Source organism: Paenibacillus kyungheensis, assembly GCF_028606985.1.
Lineage (GTDB): Bacteria > Bacillota > Bacilli > Paenibacillales > Paenibacillaceae > Saccharibacillus > Saccharibacillus kyungheensis.
Genome location: NZ_CP117416.1, coordinates 2,576,546 through 2,594,187, shown reverse-complemented (window position 1 = coordinate 2,594,187; position 17,642 = coordinate 2,576,546). Strand labels below are relative to the sequence as shown.

Sequence of the window (17,642 nt, the reverse complement as noted above, 5' to 3'; positions counted from 1 at the left end):
TCCGAGTATGTGCCTTGTCAGCAGATAGCGTTAGATCGACTCAACTTTTCTGCCACTTTTGTTCCAATACTGTTATAGCCAAGTTAAGCCATTGTTGTGTATGATCACGTACTTCTGCCTCAAAATGAATCACATCCTGTATATCCACAGGACGTTTGCGAAAAATACCAGTAACAAATTGGGTGATAAACTGTTTTGAACTTGTGATAATGACATCTGCCGCTGCTTCGATTTCTGTCTGCCAAGGTTCTTCTATAAAATCTCTCATCAGTGTATCCACAAATAATTCTTTGCCTCCGAGCTTAAGATATAGTTCCCTAATCTTCTCGTCTACGCTTTCTGTACTCTGCCCGTCCCAGGTGATCATTCGTTCGATTTCGCTTCCTGCCTGACCCTCCACACTTAAAATGCGTAAAAGATGAAGAAGTTCTGTACGTAACGACTCCACATGTATAATCGAGTCTGGCAATCGATCCAATATAATAATTGTTCTCAATTCTATTGGAATAGCTTCGTATACTTCTTCCAGCGTAGCAAACGGTGTTGTAAATGGACCATAAGAAACAGTGCTTACAGCTTGTTGTTGAAGATGATTATGATTGACGATATGGTAAATCTCTTTTCTTCTGTCATACCCATTGATGATTGTAAGATGATCTGTATGCTCTTTACGATAGTATGGAGTATAAAAAGAATAAAATTCGTCAAACGAAACCATGACAAGTTTTTTTTGCGCTACTAACTGACAAATCGTTTCATGAAAGTTCGACTCTGACCCAACATTCACTTGCTGAAGAGCGTAACCGAATTTTGTTAACATCTGGTGATCAGTTTCGTAGCCGAACACTTTCTCCTGATCTTGAAGTGAATATGGATACCCGTGTGCAGAAAGATTGTATCCTCGTTTCAAACCTAAAAACAGTTTAAAAAACGGAATCAACGAAGCATTCTCATCACCAAATTGGATAGCAAATCCTCTGTCGTAGCAATTAAACTGCCGCCAAGACAATTCTTGGGTCTGGTTGAATGTATCAAGACTTATGATCGTCTGATCAGGCAATGATGAAGCTTGGTCGGAAACGATTGCTCTTAATTCCTCAGGGGCTTGTTTGCTAGCCACTTTTGTCACAGCATTCGGTTTGGCAGTCGATTCCTGTCCAGGTAACTTATCGATATAACCGGCTAGTGCCTCTATCGTTGCGAGATCAAGTAAATCGTTCACTCCGATTTCTACTTGAAGAAGATCTGACATAGCGCTCACCAGCCGCACCGCAATAATGGAATCTCCACCTAAACTATAAAAACTGTCGTAGACATTAATCTGCTCAAGCTCTAGAATGCCAGACCAAATCTGAGCTAGCTTTACTTCCATCTCGCTATAATTCTCTTTACCATGTACTTCCACTTCAGCATAGAGATACGGATTCTCCTTCTGCAACGTGCGCTCACGGCTCGAAGCAAGCTTGAGGATTTTGCGCTCCAGTTCCTGAGATAAGCCAAACAGAAAAGAACCGATCAACCGTTTGCCAGCCGCCTCTTGATTCCATTTTCCAACAATGACATTGGCATGGCTCTGCGGTAGCAAAAAGTCTAGCATTTGCATAGCAGAAGTAGTACGAATCGCTTGCAATATTCCGTTATCCTGAATCTCATAATCGACACCCATTCCTGTTTCTTTCCAGATTGGCCAATTGATCGACAACGTACGTTTGCCGCTTTGGTTTCGCTTAGCTGCAAACGTATCCATATAAGCATTAGCTGCTGTATAATCACCTTGCCCGACCCCTCCTATAAGCGCAGTGATCGAAGAAAACAGTACAAAAAAGTCGGGAGGTTCGTTCTCAGTTAGCTTATCGAGTAGCCAGGTTCCTTTAACTTTTGGTGCCATTACACTCTGAAAATCTAGAGGTTGCTTTTGAAATAAATACCCTTTGCCTGCGACACCAGCAGCATGCACGATCCCGTTAACTTTTCCATACTGCGCGCGCAACTGGCAAAGTGCCGCTTCAAGTTCGTCTGCTTTGGAGACGTCAGCCGAATAGCTCTGTACGCTTGCCCCTCGACGTTCCATTTCCAGCAATGCTTGTATAGCACGTATCGTCTTCTCATCGACCGAATCATCAATTATACGGGCCCATATCTCGCGCGGAGGCAATGCCGTACGGTTCATAAACACCAGCTTAATACCAGAGAGAGAAGCAGCCAAATGTTTGCCTACCTCCAGTCCCAAGCCTCCTAGTCCGCCTGTAATGAGGTAAAATCCTTCTTGTTTTAGCGGTACCGGACGGACGTCCGTAGAGATCTTATGCAGCGATACCAACTTAGGCGCATAGCGAACGTTTCTTCGATACCCGATACAATAAGTGGACGGTTTAAATGACATCTCTTCCCACAAAGTATCAATCGATATATGCTCATCAACATCGATACAACGAACATGTAAATCAGGATATTCTTCATTTATCACTTTTCCCAAGCCAAAAAACGCTGAGAATAGCGGTTGAAGCTCGCTCTCAGCGTTGGATATGTTCTGCGCATTTGAAGCTATCAGCGTCAGGTTCAGTGTTTGCTTTAGTTTGTGGCGCAGTAAAGACTGAATAAGCAAGAACAGTCCATCAGCGCTTTTTTTACGAAGGTCTTCCAAACGCTCGTAGCTATCCGATTCTTCCGGAGTGCGTAGCATATAAACAATTTGCCCGATCTGTTCCCGATCTGCCGTTTGCAGTATCCGGTCAAAATCATTGCTTGCTGCAGATGAGATGTATTGATCCGGTCCACGCTCACAAAACTCTTGACCTAGTTCGACTTCGATGACCCGGCATCCCTCCTGACCGAAGCGAGCTTTGAGTGATTGCATATCTGCTTCGTGATTGCCTAGCAGAAGAACTGAACCGGATATGCTGGTTGCTGGCTCGTCAGTCACACATGGTTCAGGTAACCATTCCAATTGGAAACAATCAGAAGATTTCAGTCTCTGATATGACTCTCCGTCCTTGTTCACTCGTTTGATGATATAGTCCTCTGCTTCAGCAAATACACGCCCGTGTTTGTCCATTAACATAACGTCAAATACTGCCGTTTCTCCACCTGGCTGTACGTCCTGTTTTAATAAAACAAAACTGAAAAATTGCTGTGGCATCTTGCCATATACCCGAAGTTTCTTATACATCCAAGGGAGATAAAATCCATCTCCGATTTGGTTAATGGCGATGTTCATAGCATTATCCATCATTGCTGGATGCAATTGATGATCGTAGATGTCGGCTGCAAAATCTTCGGGAAGCTCAATGTGGGCAAGCATTTCCGTTTTGTTAACCTGAATTTGTCTAACATTGTTCCAACGTGGCCCGAACTCTATATCTCCTTGCCCCTGTTCTACCTCAATGGTCTCGTATGACGCGAACCGATCGAGTAATTCTCGGAAAGGAAATGTTCGATTCTTTTGTGGCTTGATCAGATCAACAGTGCCTTTGCAGTGCTCAATCCACTCTTTCTCGTCTTCACCCCGGCTAACTATAGCAAATCGAAGTCGTGTGTCTTTATCATTTTCAAAAGACAGGTGCATCTGTCTTACTTCACCCTCAGATACGATAAATGGCGATAGAAATGTTACTTGCTCGAAATGGCTCTCGTTCTCCGAACCATCCAACAGTAAAAGTTGCCGAACCATGTCAATAAAAGTAGTTCCTGGCACGACTCCATTTCCCATTATTCGATGTTGAGACAGCACCCATCGTTCTTCCAAACGAAAGTCGCTCGCATAAACCTGAAGACCCATCGTGTCTACTAATTGCTTATCGATTAAGGAATTTAGTGGCTGTTCATGCGTAACGTGCTCAATCTTGCGCTTGTCTGTTACAGCTTCTACCCAGAAACGCTTTCTTGCAAAAGGCACGGGTGGAAGTTGAACTTTACTATACTTATGCCCTCGATAAAGAGTGGACCATGCTACATCTGCTCCGCTAGTATATAGCTTAGCCAATGCCGCAAGTTGTTCTCCGCTCTCTAGTAGCGAGTGAGCTTTTGCAGTAAGCTGGCGTTTATCGTCCTCCGTCAGTTCTCCCAATCGCTTATTAACTTTTGGGGCGGATATGACCTTATTTTCTCCATAATATATTTCTTCCGCTTCGAGCACGTCCCAAGCTTCATCCTGCACAAGACGTAGCATCTGCTGTTGGAGTTTGTTTTCATCAATAAATAGCAGTACAAGCCGATGACTATAATGTCCTCTTCCTGTATTGGCTGTATAGCACAAATCATCCAAATTTCTATAAAGCTTACTACCTACATAAAATCGGTAGCTTTGTACCAATTCAATCAGTGCCTCTTTGGATTCCGCAGAAAGTGTAAGCACGCGCAAATGATCCAAAGTAGCAGGCTCCGTCTTGACTGGAGGTGCTTCTTCTAGCACTACATGACAGTTGGTGCCGCTTAGTCCAAACGAGCTAACACCACAACGACGAGGCCCATGCTCTACACTCCACGGAATCAGGCGATCGCTGACAAATACAGGTGAACTCTCGAACCGAATATTTCGATTCGGACGACGAAAATGCAGCGAGGGTGGTATCTCAGCATGTTGCATCGCCAAAACAGCTTTTACCAAACCAGCCAAACCAGCTAAATGATCAAGATGACCGATATTCGTTTTGATTGAGCCCACTGCGCAAAATTGTTTTTTGTCAGTAAATCGTGAGAATGCTTTCGCAATTCCGTCGATTTCGATCGGATCACCTAGCTTGGTGCCAGTACCATGTGCTTCCATATAGCTGATCGTTTCTGGATCGATCCCTGCATTTTTCCAGGCTCGGACAATGACATCTTCTTGTGCCAAAGCATTTGGTGCTGTAATACCGATCGAACTACCATCTTGGTTGACTGCACTCCCCTTAATGACAGCATAAATACGATCGCCGTCTTTTTGGGCCTTTGCCAAAGGTTTCATCAAAATTGCTGCTACCCCTTCGCCAAAGCCCGTACCATCCGACTCATCGTCGAACGTTCTGGCTTTTCCGGTAGAAGAAGCAATATCCAGTGACTGCAATTTATCCTTCAGCGGCAACATGTTTAGCTTGACTCCTCCTGCAATAGCCATTTCGCAGTCCCCATTTCGCATTCCAAGGGCTGCTAAATGAACAGCTACCAGAGCCGAAGAACAGGCCGTGTCGACAAGCATCGCTGGCCCTTTCAGGTTGAGACAATACGAAATGCGACTAGCAATGATGGAATTAATGTTCCCCGTAACAGAAAGAGGAAGTTGCTCAGGATTGACTTCAGCAATAAAATTTTGATAACTCTCGCTAAAATCGCCAGTGAATCCAACGTAGACCCCAGTGCGTGATCTAGACAACTGTTCCTCGCTGTATCCTGCATCTGCGATAGCTCTCCAGGCATGCTGTAGGAAAAGTCGTTGCTGTGGATCCATCAGTTTTGCTTCTACAGGCGAAATATTGAAATAAGACGGATCAAAGTGCGCTATATCCGATAAATAAGCACCGTCGGCATATTTGGGAGCGGCATCGCTCATTTGACCCATTGGCCAAAGAGCTTGAAGATCCGCTTTCCGCTTTTCAGAAAATGGAGCTACGCAATCGATTCCTTGTCGTAGATTACTCCAGAATTGATCCAGATCGTTTGCATTCGGCATTTCAATTGCAATTCCGATGATAGCGATATCTTGATGTGGTTTTTCATTATCTTCCCGTTTTAACTGTTTCAAAATTTCAACACCAATTGCTTTATTGATACTACCTGTGGCCGTTTTCTCAACGACATATTGATATATGCTGTTCATTTGTACCTCCTAATTACAACAGCTTTTTGACTGCGTCTTCTACAGATACGTTACCGGTAGCGATTTCATCAAACATTTCGTAAAGCTCTTTCTCCAAGTCCTCATCGCTTGTATTCTCTTGCTCATCGAAAGCTTCCTCCTGCATTGTCATTCCTTCGATTCTTTGAGCAATAGTGTTGATCGTTGGATACGAAAATATATCTGTGATGCTAATACGATTTGGGTATAACTGTTCAATCTGATAATGCATCTGACTAATCAAAAACGAATTCCCACCCACTTCAAAGAAGTTATTATGGATGCCTACCTGTCCGATACCGAGTAACTCGCACCAGATAGCTCCCAACTGCTGTTCAACCTCGGTAATGGGTTCGACGTAATGATTAGGTGTTGCAAGCGTTTCTTGCAACGAACGCATAGCTAACTGTTTACGATCCGTTTTTCCATTAGCTGTTTTGGGGAGTTTATCTAGCAACACGTAATGTGCAGGCAACATATATTCCGGCAAGCTTTGTCGCAGTTGCTCCCGCAGTTGTTCTGTGATCTGCCCTGCATCGGAGACGTAATAACAGACTAAATGATGCGTCCCAGCCTCTGGTCGAGCAATAACAGCTGCTTCTGCTATGGAGTGGTTACGTAGCAAAACACTCTCAATTTCTCCGGTTTCGATACGATAGCCACGTACTTTAATCATTCCGTCGTTGCGTCCGAGAAACCGAACTTCACCGGAAGACAAATACATCCCCGTATCTCCGGTCAAATAGATGCGTTCTTTTGTAGCTCCGTAAAAGACAAAAGATTTATCGCTTTTTTCCAAATCCTTGTAATACCCTTGTGCTACATTTAAGCCACCAATCGCGATTTCTCCTGGGATGCCTACCGGACAAAGTCGTCCATTTGTATCAAGGATAAGCAGTTGGGTATTTGCGATAGGTCGACCAATCGGCAGATCACCCCGATATGACAAACTGTCTTCAATGCGGCTACTTGATACCCAAATGGTCGTTTCGGTTGGACCGTACATATTAAGTAGCTCTGTTTGGGGGAATATATTGCGTATTTCTTCTGCAACTTCGGTATTCCATGCTTCGCCACCAAGCATGATTCTGCGAATATGAGCCGATCCCATTTGTTTTTTTGAATCCGTTAGTTGACGCATGTACACGAGCAACTGGCGCATCAGTGCTGGAACAGAGTGCCACAACGTTATTTTTTTCTCGCACAGCAAACTGAATATAGCTTCCGGGTTCTGTAATTGCTCCTTTGTAACGATATGAAGCGTAGCTCCGCTCAAAAGGGCTCCGAAAATTTCAAATACGGAAATATCGAAGCTTACTGATGTGAGCAAGACCATGCGGTCGTCAGACCCTATTTTTCCATCGGCAATGCTCCATTGAAGAAAGTTTGCCACATTTCGATGCGAAACAGCGACACCCTTGGGCTGTCCTGTGGAACCGGACGTATAAATCAGATACATGAGATCATCCAGATCGGCTTGTACAGGTAAAGGCTTATCAGATTGACTTTCCACATTTTTTAGATGAATGATGTGCCCAATGCCAGCCCGTTGAAAGCTTTCGCGCCCTTTCACGTCAACGATTGTAGACAAAGTGCTACCCGGCTCCAACAGGTCGACAATAGTATCTACATACTTGGTCTCTGTGAGAAGCACCCGCGCTTCACTATGACTGAGCATGTAACTGATGCGCTCTTTAGGATAATCCGGATCAAGAGGCACATATGCTCCTCCGGCTTTCAAGATGCCGATCATTCCTGCAATAAGTGGAACACCACGATCTAACATTAGTCCGACTGGCTGGTTAGCTTTTAAACCGGTGCTCGCAAGTAGATGGGCGATTTGATTAGATCGCTGTTCAAGTTCACTATAAGTGAAACTTTCTGCTCCACAAGTAATAGCGATTGCTTCTGATTGCCGTGCTACTGTCTGCTCAAACCATTCGACAACCGTTCTGTCCGGAATCACATCCGAGCACGTAGAAGAGAATTGTTTTAGAAGTTCCGCCTCATCTTGCTCATTATGGAGGTTGAACTCGGCTAGCGGCCGCTGAATATCTGTCGCAATATCGCCAAGCATAAACTGGAATTGCCGTGCGAAGCGTTCCACTGTAGTCTTGTCAAACAAGTCAGTGTTGTATTCCAGTCTGATCTCAAGCTTGTGATTTGCTTCTCTACAAAGGAACGATAGATCATACAAACTGTTATGCTCATTCTGCTGATAATTTTCATAAAATTGGAAAAACGTTTGGAAAATCGGATTTCTACTCATATCTCGTTCTGGATTAAGCTTGGATACAAGTAAGTCAAAAGGATAGCTACTATTTTTATAGGACTGTGAGCTTTTGCGTCTGACTTCAGCAACGAGACTCTCAAAAGTCCAGTCTTCTGACAAAGAGATACGCATACAGACGATATTCATAAACAATCCCAATAAAGGTTCCCATTCCTTTGATTCTCGTCCTGCAACTGGGTAACCAATGATGAATTCGTCCTGATGTGTAAGTTTTTTTAGAAATAGAAAATAAGCAGACAGCATGAACATGTGCATAGACGCTTTGTTTTGTCTCGCCAGTTCCTTGATGCGGCCTGTCTGTTCTTCATCCATCTCAAAAACTAGATAGCTACCATTATAGGTTTGCATTGTCGGTCTTGAATAGTCTAGCGGAAGTTGAAGCACAGGCAATGGACTGCTCAACTCTTCTAGCCAAAAGCGCTCCATTTGATAGAATGCTTCACTCTTTTTTCGTACCTGTAGCTGCTTCAGCCAATCTCTATATTCCGCCTGAAGTGGCGGTAGTTCGGGATGACCACCTGCCAGAAGCGAAGCGTACACATGCAAAAGCTCATCTTTCAGAATCATCATACTCCAGCCGTCAGAAATTAAATGGTGAACCGTCAGACAAATAAGGCAGCGACCGTCATTTTTACGGATTACTTTAATCCGCCACAAGCATTGGCTGAAGTCGAATGAACGCTCAATTTCTTCCCGAAGTTCTTCGTCATACCCATTGCTTTCGTACACAGTAGATAGCGAATCTTGCCATACCAACTGCAAATCTATGTGCGGCAGTACAATCTGTATAGGCTCGCCATCTTCCTCACGAATCACGGTGCGTAGCGAGCTGTGTCTTGCGGTCATATACATCAAAGCTGCTTCAAAGGTTTTCTGATCCAGTTCAAAATCCGTTTCGAACGTAAGGGGTAAATGATAAGCGTGCAACTCCGGATTCAGCTTATGCAAAAACCAGATACGTTGTTGGGCGTTAGAAAGATCGAAAACGAACTCCCTTGTAGACTTTATGCGTAGCGACTCATCTGCTTCTAGTGACACGGCATCAGTTGACTCCGGCGCTTCTCCGCCTAATGCCTGAGCCAGCTCAAAAATCGTCAAGTATTCGAATAAATCGCCGATATCGACTTTTTGCCCTATTTTTTTCTCGATCAAATTCGATATTTTGATTGCTAATAACGAATCGCCTCCAAGATCGTAGAAGCTATCCTGAATGCTCATTCGTTCAACGCCGAGCACTTCTCCCCAAATTGTCGAAAGCTGTTGTTCTTTCTCCGAGTAGATCCCCGAAGATCTTCCCTCTAGCACAACGGGTATGGAGATATGTGCTTTTTCATTCACATGTAATACTCGTTTCCTTTTTAAAGCACGTCGTTTGATTTCGATCTTAATTTCTTCGGAAAGTTGCAGTGGAGCTTGCTCCTCGGTCTGGATTACATCATAGTTCAACTCACCGATGATAATTTTGCTTATTGAAGATGTTAACGCCGTTTCAAAGCCTAACAATGCATCGGCAGTGGATAATGCTTTAAAGATTCCATCTTGATTAACTTCATAGTCTTTCGCCATTCCGGTCTCTTTCCAAGCAGGCCAATTAATCGTCAACGTAGTGCCGCCACCCCGTTTGGTTCGATACGCGGCGAATGAATCAAGAAACGCGTTGGCAGCTGTATAATCGCCTTGTCCTGGTCCACCTAAGATTGAAGTTACAGATGAGAACAATACAAAAAAATCAGGCTTATCTTCTCGCGTCAGTTCATCGAGCAACCATGCGCCCTCGACTTTAGGAGCTATAACATTGCGGAAAGTTTCTTCCTCCTTGCGAATAAGGAATCCATCCCCTGCCACGCCTGCACTGTGAATAATCCCCTTGATGGCTCCATGCTGTCGACGAACTACATCTAGCGCTTCTTTCAGCAGTTCACGCTGGGTCACATCTGCCTCTACAAATATAATCTGTGAACCATTTTCTTCAATTTCTAGAAGAATACGCAATTTATCAAGCAATTTGGCATCAGTTTCTTCAGACAGCAATAATTGCTCCCATCTGGAGCGCTCAGGAAATGGTGAACGGTGCAGAAGAACCAGCTTGACCTTATTACAAGTCGAGAGCCATCGCGCTATTTCCAGACTAAGTCCACCCGTTCCTCCAGATAATACATACACTCCCTCTTTTTGCAATTCGACCGGTTGTCGATCTTCTATTACCAAAGACAAAGGACGTATTTCTTCCGCATATCGCTTACCTTCCCGATAAGCTACTGCATAAGGATGATCTTTCGATTGCAGCTCGCGATACAGCTCCTCTATACTGGTCATTTCGTCAAGATCAATGCTACGACAACTCAAAAATGAATGCTCCGCCTCGACAACCTTTCCTAAGCCGAACAAAGCGGCATTAATCGGCTTAATCGTTGTCTCACATGAAGTCACTTCCGACGCATTGTCCGCAACCAATATCACTTCGGTTTTTTCTGGCCGTTTGCTCTTGACTAATGCGCGGACAAGGCGATACAAATCGTATACCCCGCTCTTTTCACGGCTCTGTAATTCATCAAAGTCGGCAGCCTGTGATTCTCCCCAAGCAGGGAAATGGATAAGCTTCGTAAAAGGTATATGCTGAACAGCGGAGAGCAGTCGCATATAATCTTCTTCTGACCCGCTAACAACATAGTGCTCATCGTCGATGCAGACATACTCATCTCCAACGTCTACCTGCAAAACAGAATGACCTTCGGAGAGCAGTTTATCGAGCAACTTATTGGTGAATGCATTCGGGTTCTTTAGAACACAAATAGTTTCTAAAGAATCAGTTGTGTCCCACTGCGGTTGCTCCATTTCCCGCCAGCCAACTTCATAGAAAAATGAGCTTGATGCCAGTTCGCCCTGGTTCAATAAGTTTTGCGCTTTGCGATTCAATTTTTTCACAGTAAACTTGTCGATTTCTACTAACACGTTCCCGTTCGTATCCATAATCGTTACTTGGTACGTCAGTAGCTCTTTTGAGGAAGAACTCAGCCTTTTCACATAAGAAAATAACTTCTCCGGCAAACGTTTAACGATACGTAGCCGTTTGTAAGCGAAAGCCAGAAACAAGTCATCATCCTCAGCAAGCAAGTCCGATACAGCACCCGTCGCTTTGTCCAGCAGTGCGGGGTGAAGCCAATAAGTATTGGTTTCTGCAGCAAACTCAGACGATAAGTTCAATTCCACCAATGCTTCTTGCTCGCCTACATACAAGCGATCAATATTTTGAAAACGCCGACCGAATACGATGGAGCGATCAGAGGACGTCTCTGCTTTCAAAACATCCGGTGTGATTGTTTTTGAGAATTTGGAGATAAGTTCGACAAGGTCGTAGGATTCTGCTAGAGCGACATCAGCGCGCATCAATTCACCAACCGCGTGTACAGTTCCCTCTTCCTCATCAAGACTTCCCTTAGCGTTGCCAATCGTAAAATACAAGCGCTGATCTTCTTCTCGTATAACGGTATAGAGCGTCTTGGTTTCAGTACTATCTACTACAAACGGAGATAAGAATTGAATATCCTCGATACCGCCCGGCATTTTGCCCAAATACTGTTCTCCTGCTTCCAGTGCGATCTCCAAGTAAGCGGTTCCAGGAAGTACCGCTTGCCCACCGATAACATGTTCGCTAAGAACCCATTCCTTGTCCACGCTTAAATTCGTTTCGTAGACAGATTCATTCGGTGTACGAGAGATGCAATAATCCAGCAAAGGTGCGTTTATCAATTGCTTCACCGCATCATTCTGTTGTAGGAGATGTTCTCCGCTTGCCCAATATCTTATTCGATCAAATGGATAAGTCGGCACGCGGAGCAACTGGCAAGCCGACTGTTTATAGATGATGTTCCAATCGACATCTGCACCTAAAACGTATGCACGGCTGATGTCTTCTGCGGATCTCTCGGTTATACCTGAAGCGGTTAATTCGGCAAGTCTTCCATTGATTCCATCGCTTAACCCAACAACGTCCTGCTCTGTCAATTCACCCGCTTGCTTCTCCTGTTTATGAAAAATTATTTTATGTTTCCCAAAAAAACTATGCGGAATAATCTGCGGAATATCCTCTAGTTCACCAGCTAAAGCTGTCTGCAACTTGTTAAGAAGTTCTTCCGTCGTATGAACAAAGAACGCCAGACGGATCGTATAATGTTTTCGACCTGTGCTTGCTGTGTAGCATAAATCAGCTAGCGAAACGTGGGGGTTCTCCCGCAAATAGTCCGAATAACTGGTTAACAAACTTCGTAGCGCATTTTCTGTACGTGCAGATACAACGAACAATTCCGAACCTCGTTCTGTCTGAACGCGAGCTGGACGCGCTGGAGCTTCTTCCAGCACCACATGTACATTTGTTCCGCTGAAGCCAAACGCTGAAACACCAGCTCTTCTTGGGGTATCGCCTGTTTCCCAGTCCCGTAGGCAATCATTAACATACACAGGTGAATCGGCAAAATGAATATATGGATTGGGAGCTTGAAAAGAAAGCGTCTGCGGTAACTTCTGATGTTGCATTGCCAGCACAACCTTCATCAGCGATGCAATACCGGAAGTCGCGACCGCATGTCCGATATTCGTTTTGACCGAACCAATACCGCAAAATTGCCGTTTTTTCGTATATCGCCGAAATGCTTTTGTCAATCCTTTAATCTCGATCGGATCACCAAGCGGAGTTCCTGTTCCATGCGTTTCGATGTAAGATATCGATTCTGGCGGAATACCTGCCGATTCCCATGCCGCTGTCAGCACCTCTGCTTGTGAATCGGCATTAGGTGCCGTAATTCCATTCGATGTTCCATCATTGTTCATAGCGCTTCCTTTAATGACAGCATGAATGTGATCCTGATCCTGCAAAGCTTTATCTAACGGTTTGAGCATCACGACGCCGAAACCCTCCGACCAGCATGTTCCACTTGCATTTTTATCGAAAGCACGAATTTCAGCACTACCGGATTCCATCACAAGACTCTGACCTGCCGGGAACAAAAAAGCAGAAATACCTCCGACAAGCGCATAGTCAAATTCATTGTTGCGTAGCCCTTGGCAAGCGAGATGCAGTGCTACAAGCGAAGATGAACAAGCTGTATCCAGCACAAGACTAGGTCCACGTAAGTTAAGTAAATACTGAATACGACTAGCGATTATGCCTGTATGGGAACCCGTCATCGACAGTTCGTCTTCCTCGGCCAGCAACTTTCTGTATTCGTTGTTGTAGTTCGTCTCTTGCCCAACGTATACAGCCGTTTTCGTGTCCTTTAACTTCTCACTACCGATACCCGAATCTTCCATCGCTTCCCAAGCGGTTTCCAGAAATAGTCGTTGCATCGGATCCATCGCTTCTGCTTCCCGGCGCGAAATACGAAAAAAGGGAGCATCGAACCGATCAATCTGATCCAGATATCCGCCCTTACGATACTCCGCACCGCCGCTTACAAATGGATCGGTGTCCCGACGGCGATTAAAAGGGAATTCTCCCATCGTACGTACGCCCTTCTCCAAAATACTCCAGTAAGCTTCAGTATTTTCTGCACCGGGCAATTTGCAAGCCATCCCAACAATAGCTATATCATGGCTGGAATTTTGTTCCTCTTTTACATTCGATTGATAAAGTTCTTTGAGAAGCACTTTAGCTTCATCTTTAGTCAACTTATTTGTAGCAACCTGCTGAAAAATAAAATTCTTTATGTTTTCCACTGGTCTTCACCTACCGATTTCATTAGTTCGGACGCTTCTTCAACTGAAAGATCTCCCTCGGATAAACGATCCAGCAGTTCATCTAGAGATGATCCAGACTGTTCGACGTCATCCAATCGTCGTTCCAAGTATTCAGCCATCAAGGACACAGTAGGATATGAGAAAATATCCGTAATATCAAAATGATTCGGATACGCCTCATCCAGTGCCCTAAGCAAATGCGTTGCTAAGATCGAGTTCCCGCCAATGTCATAAAAATTATCATGTACGCTGATTGATTCCATGCCCAGCAGATTGGACCAGATCGCAGCCAGTTGCTGCTCATTGTCGCTGAAATCTCCTTCTTCCTTGCCTTTCAACGTAATGTGTATTGTTGGTTGTACTGACTGTTCTTCATCCACTTTAGGCTTCCCTTGGATCGCCATTCGTTCAGTGATTCGGCTACGAAGCTCGGATGAGAGAAAGCCAAAATTATCTTCAGTCAGCAGTGTCTGCATTTCACTATGCTTTAGCTCACCGACAACTACATTTGAAGCTTTCGTGTGTATTACTTTATCCAATGCAAGTAGCGCTTCCTGTGTATAGAGCTCTTTAAAAGAGGAATCGTTCTGGACATTGTAATCGACAGCCATCCCTGTTTCCTTCCACATCGCCCAGTTCAAGCTCAGCGTCCGTAGGCCTCGTCTTGTTCTTGCACGTGCAAAAGCATCGAGATAAGCATTAGCAGCCGTATAGTCTCCTTGTCCGACAGCGGACATTAAAGACGATATTGAAGAAAAAAGAAGAAAGAAATCCGGAGGATCACTTTCAGTCAACCGATCAATTAGCCAGGTTCCTTTGGTTTTCGGAGACAATACTTCTTCAAACGTTGCCTGCTCTTTACGTACCAAAAATCCATTTCCAGCTACCCCTGCACAGTGTATGATCCCGTTGATTCGTCCATACGTGCTTTCTAAGCTGGTTACCACATCAGCCATCTGGTGCTTATTCGCAACATCCGCGGTATAAAGCTGAACATGAGCTCCATTTGCTTCTATCTCCTGCAAACTCAGTATACGTTCCCTTATTTTTCGGGATGAACCCTCTCGCAACAATTGGTTCCACTGTTTTCGATCAGGAAATGAAGAACGGCTAAGCAACGCCAAATTTAATTTTTGTTTGGTAGATAGATACTTGGCAATCTCAAGTGCCATTCCGCCCAATCCACCTGTAATCAAATACACGCCATCGCTCTTAAATTCAATGCGTTCATCCTCATTTGTTTGTAAGTCAAAAGGTTTCAAAGTTTCGGAATACAACAAACCTTCTCTGCTGGCCAGCATGTACGGTACCTGTTTTCTTTCCAACACGGCTGTAATTTGTTCGTCGGTTGTAGCTTCGTCAATGTCCAGACAGCGACATGCAATATGTGGATACTCATGAGATACGACTTTGCCCAGACCTATTAAAGTAGCCGCTTCTGGGTGCAATACTGCTTCGTTCTTCGTCACTTCGTAGATGCCCTGCCCTAAGAGGAGCAGATGAATCCGTTTCTTCCATTTATTCCTTAAAATGGATTTTGTTAAATAAAATAAGCTATTGGCACCCCGTTGCTGTTCTTCTTCCAACTCCTCGATAGTTTGAGGGCTTTGCCCGCCGCTTAAAGAAGCCATATGAACAATATGCGTTACAGTGCCATCCGGGAATTCAGCGAGAAGGCGATCATAGTGATCTTGGAGATGTCCTAACACATATGATGTTTCGTGAAGTTGTGAATATTCGTTATCGCTTCCGATTTCGATCTCAACAACTTGCATTTGGTTCCGTTCAAGTGTTTTCCGCAACCGATCGGCACGTTCATGCTTGTCTTTCAGCACCAGTACAGTACCTTTTGCGACCAACCCATCATCTATCGTGCTGCTATACTCAAATGGTTGCCAGTCGATAACATGATAATAATTATCTTTTACCGGAATATCCAGCCAACAGCGTATTGGCTCAAATGGATACACAGGAAGATGGATTCGTTGGCCCTCTGAATAAAGGTCTTGCCATCTGATGACAACGCCTGCTGTGTACAACCGAGCACATTCATGCCAATCGGTCTGGTCTGAATCTGCGAGACCAACTCCGGCTTGTGAGCTGTCCACAGTATTGTTACTCTTAAGCACGCTGTAAACTACATTTGGAGGCTCGACTTTGTCCACCCCTTGTGAAGCCAGCTTATGGATAATGCTTTTTAAATCTGTAAGTCCGTCAAATACAATGGCAAGTCGATGAGTATAATGACCACGCCCCACTGCGGCAGTATAACAAAGATCCACCAGACTAATTTCCTGTGATTCTGTCAAATGCTTATCGTAACTCTCAACCAGACGTTGCAATGACCAGATGCTTTTGGCTGATAATGGTAACAAACCTTTCTCATTATTTGTTCGCATAATAGCTCTCTCTTGCTTCGGCGCTTCCTCCAACACCATGTGACAGTTGGTTCCGCTTAGTCCGAATGAGCTGACCCCGCAGTAACGAGGAGAATCTCCCTGCATCGGCCAATCCATTAATTCATCAACCATATAGAGTGGCGAGCTTTTAAAATTAATTTTGTTGTTCGGCTTTTGAAAATGTAACGAAGCTGGCAATTGTTTGTGTTTCAAAGCGAGCACCGATTTAATCAAGCCAGCCACTCCAGCACTGTTTCCGAGATGCCCTAGATTCGTTTTGACCGAGCCGATACCACAAAACTGTTTCATATCCGTGAAATGTGCAAACGCGTTTGTCAGCCCTGTCGCTTCAATAGGATCGCCTAAGGGCGTACCCGACCCATGCGCTTCTACGTATGATAGCTGCGCAGGATCAATGTCGGCCTCTTTCCAGGCCCGTAAAATGACTTGTTCTTGAGCTGAAGCGTTTGGTGCAGTTAACCCGGCAGAGCTACCATCCTGATTTACCGCGCTCCCTTTAATAACCGCATAGATCGGATCTCGATCCCGAATGGCGCGGTCAAGCGATTTCAGTACAACGACTGCTACTCCCTCTCCATTGCCAGATCCATTCGAGCTGTCATCAAATGACTTCGTCTTATAGTCGGATGATTCGATGCCCATTTTCTCTCGATCTGTCACATTTAAAGGTAATAAATGCAATTCAACCCCTCCTGCCAGCGCCATATCGCATTCTCCGTTACGAATGGCTTGACAGGCAGTGTGAACAGCGACAAGCGAAGAAGAACAGGTCGTATCAATAAGCAGGTTCGGGCCACGCAGATCAAGTAAATAAGAGATACGACTTCCAATGATCGCTTTAATATTTGCTGTGATAGCAAGTGGCACCGACTCAGGCTCCAAATCAGCAATATAGCGTTTATAAGTTGTCTCTGTATCGAAATCATTGCTAAAGCCGAGGTAGACGCCTGTATTAGATCCCACCAGACAATTGCCGCCATAACCCGAATTTTCAATGGCTTGCCATGCTGTCTGCAAGAATAGTCGTTGGCACGGATCCATCAAAGAAGCTTCCCGATGGGAAAGTCCAAAAAAACGATAGTCAAAATGATCAATTCCTTCAAGAAAGGCTCCTTTAATATAAGAAAAATGTTCGTAATCCAGCCCCTTTTGACGCAAATAAGGATCAGTATCTAAGCGTCTGGACAGTGGGAAATCGCGAATTGAGTCTGTTCCGTTGACCAGATTATGCCAGAAGGATTGTGGATTATTCGCCTGAGGAAAACGAACATCCATCCCGATAATAGCAATACTCTTTTTTGATATTTTTTCCAGCTCTAGCGGATACTCTTCGATATTTTTTCCCATTATTGAAAACCCTAATAAATTCCCCAATTTATCATCC

General features: G+C 44.5%; 3 protein-coding genes. All 3 read right to left on the bottom strand.

Translation table 11 applies throughout. From position 1 onward, the window contains the following. Nucleotides 1-40: 40 nt before the first annotated feature. From PQ456_RS11105 to PQ456_RS11095, 3 genes are read right to left on the bottom strand one after another with little or no spacing between them, the layout of a single operon-like run. Nucleotides 41-5,794 carry an SDR family NAD(P)-dependent oxidoreductase gene (locus tag PQ456_RS11105; RefSeq protein WP_273616191.1) on the bottom strand — a complete coding sequence of 1,918 codons (5,754 nt, stop codon included), beginning with the start codon at nucleotides 5,792-5,794 and terminating at the stop codon, nucleotides 41-43. Nucleotides 5,795-5,807: 13 nt separating this feature from the next. After that, nucleotides 5,808-13,817, bottom strand: a complete 8,010-nt coding sequence (locus PQ456_RS11100) for a type I polyketide synthase (RefSeq protein WP_273616190.1) — start codon at nucleotides 13,815-13,817, stop codon at nucleotides 5,808-5,810. After that, nucleotides 13,805-17,632, bottom strand: coding sequence for an SDR family NAD(P)-dependent oxidoreductase (locus tag PQ456_RS11095; RefSeq protein WP_273616189.1), 3,828 nt, complete (start codon nucleotides 17,630-17,632; stop codon nucleotides 13,805-13,807). The genes PQ456_RS11100 and PQ456_RS11095 overlap by 13 nt, the downstream gene beginning before the upstream one ends. Between the last annotated feature and the right edge of the window lie 10 nt (nucleotides 17,633-17,642).

Bases quoted from the DNA above. Each gene is read 5' to 3' on its own strand.
- PQ456_RS11105 (WP_273616191.1), bottom strand. From the start codon at position 5,794: ATGAACAGCATATATCAATATGTCGTTGAGAAAACGGCCACAGGTAGT.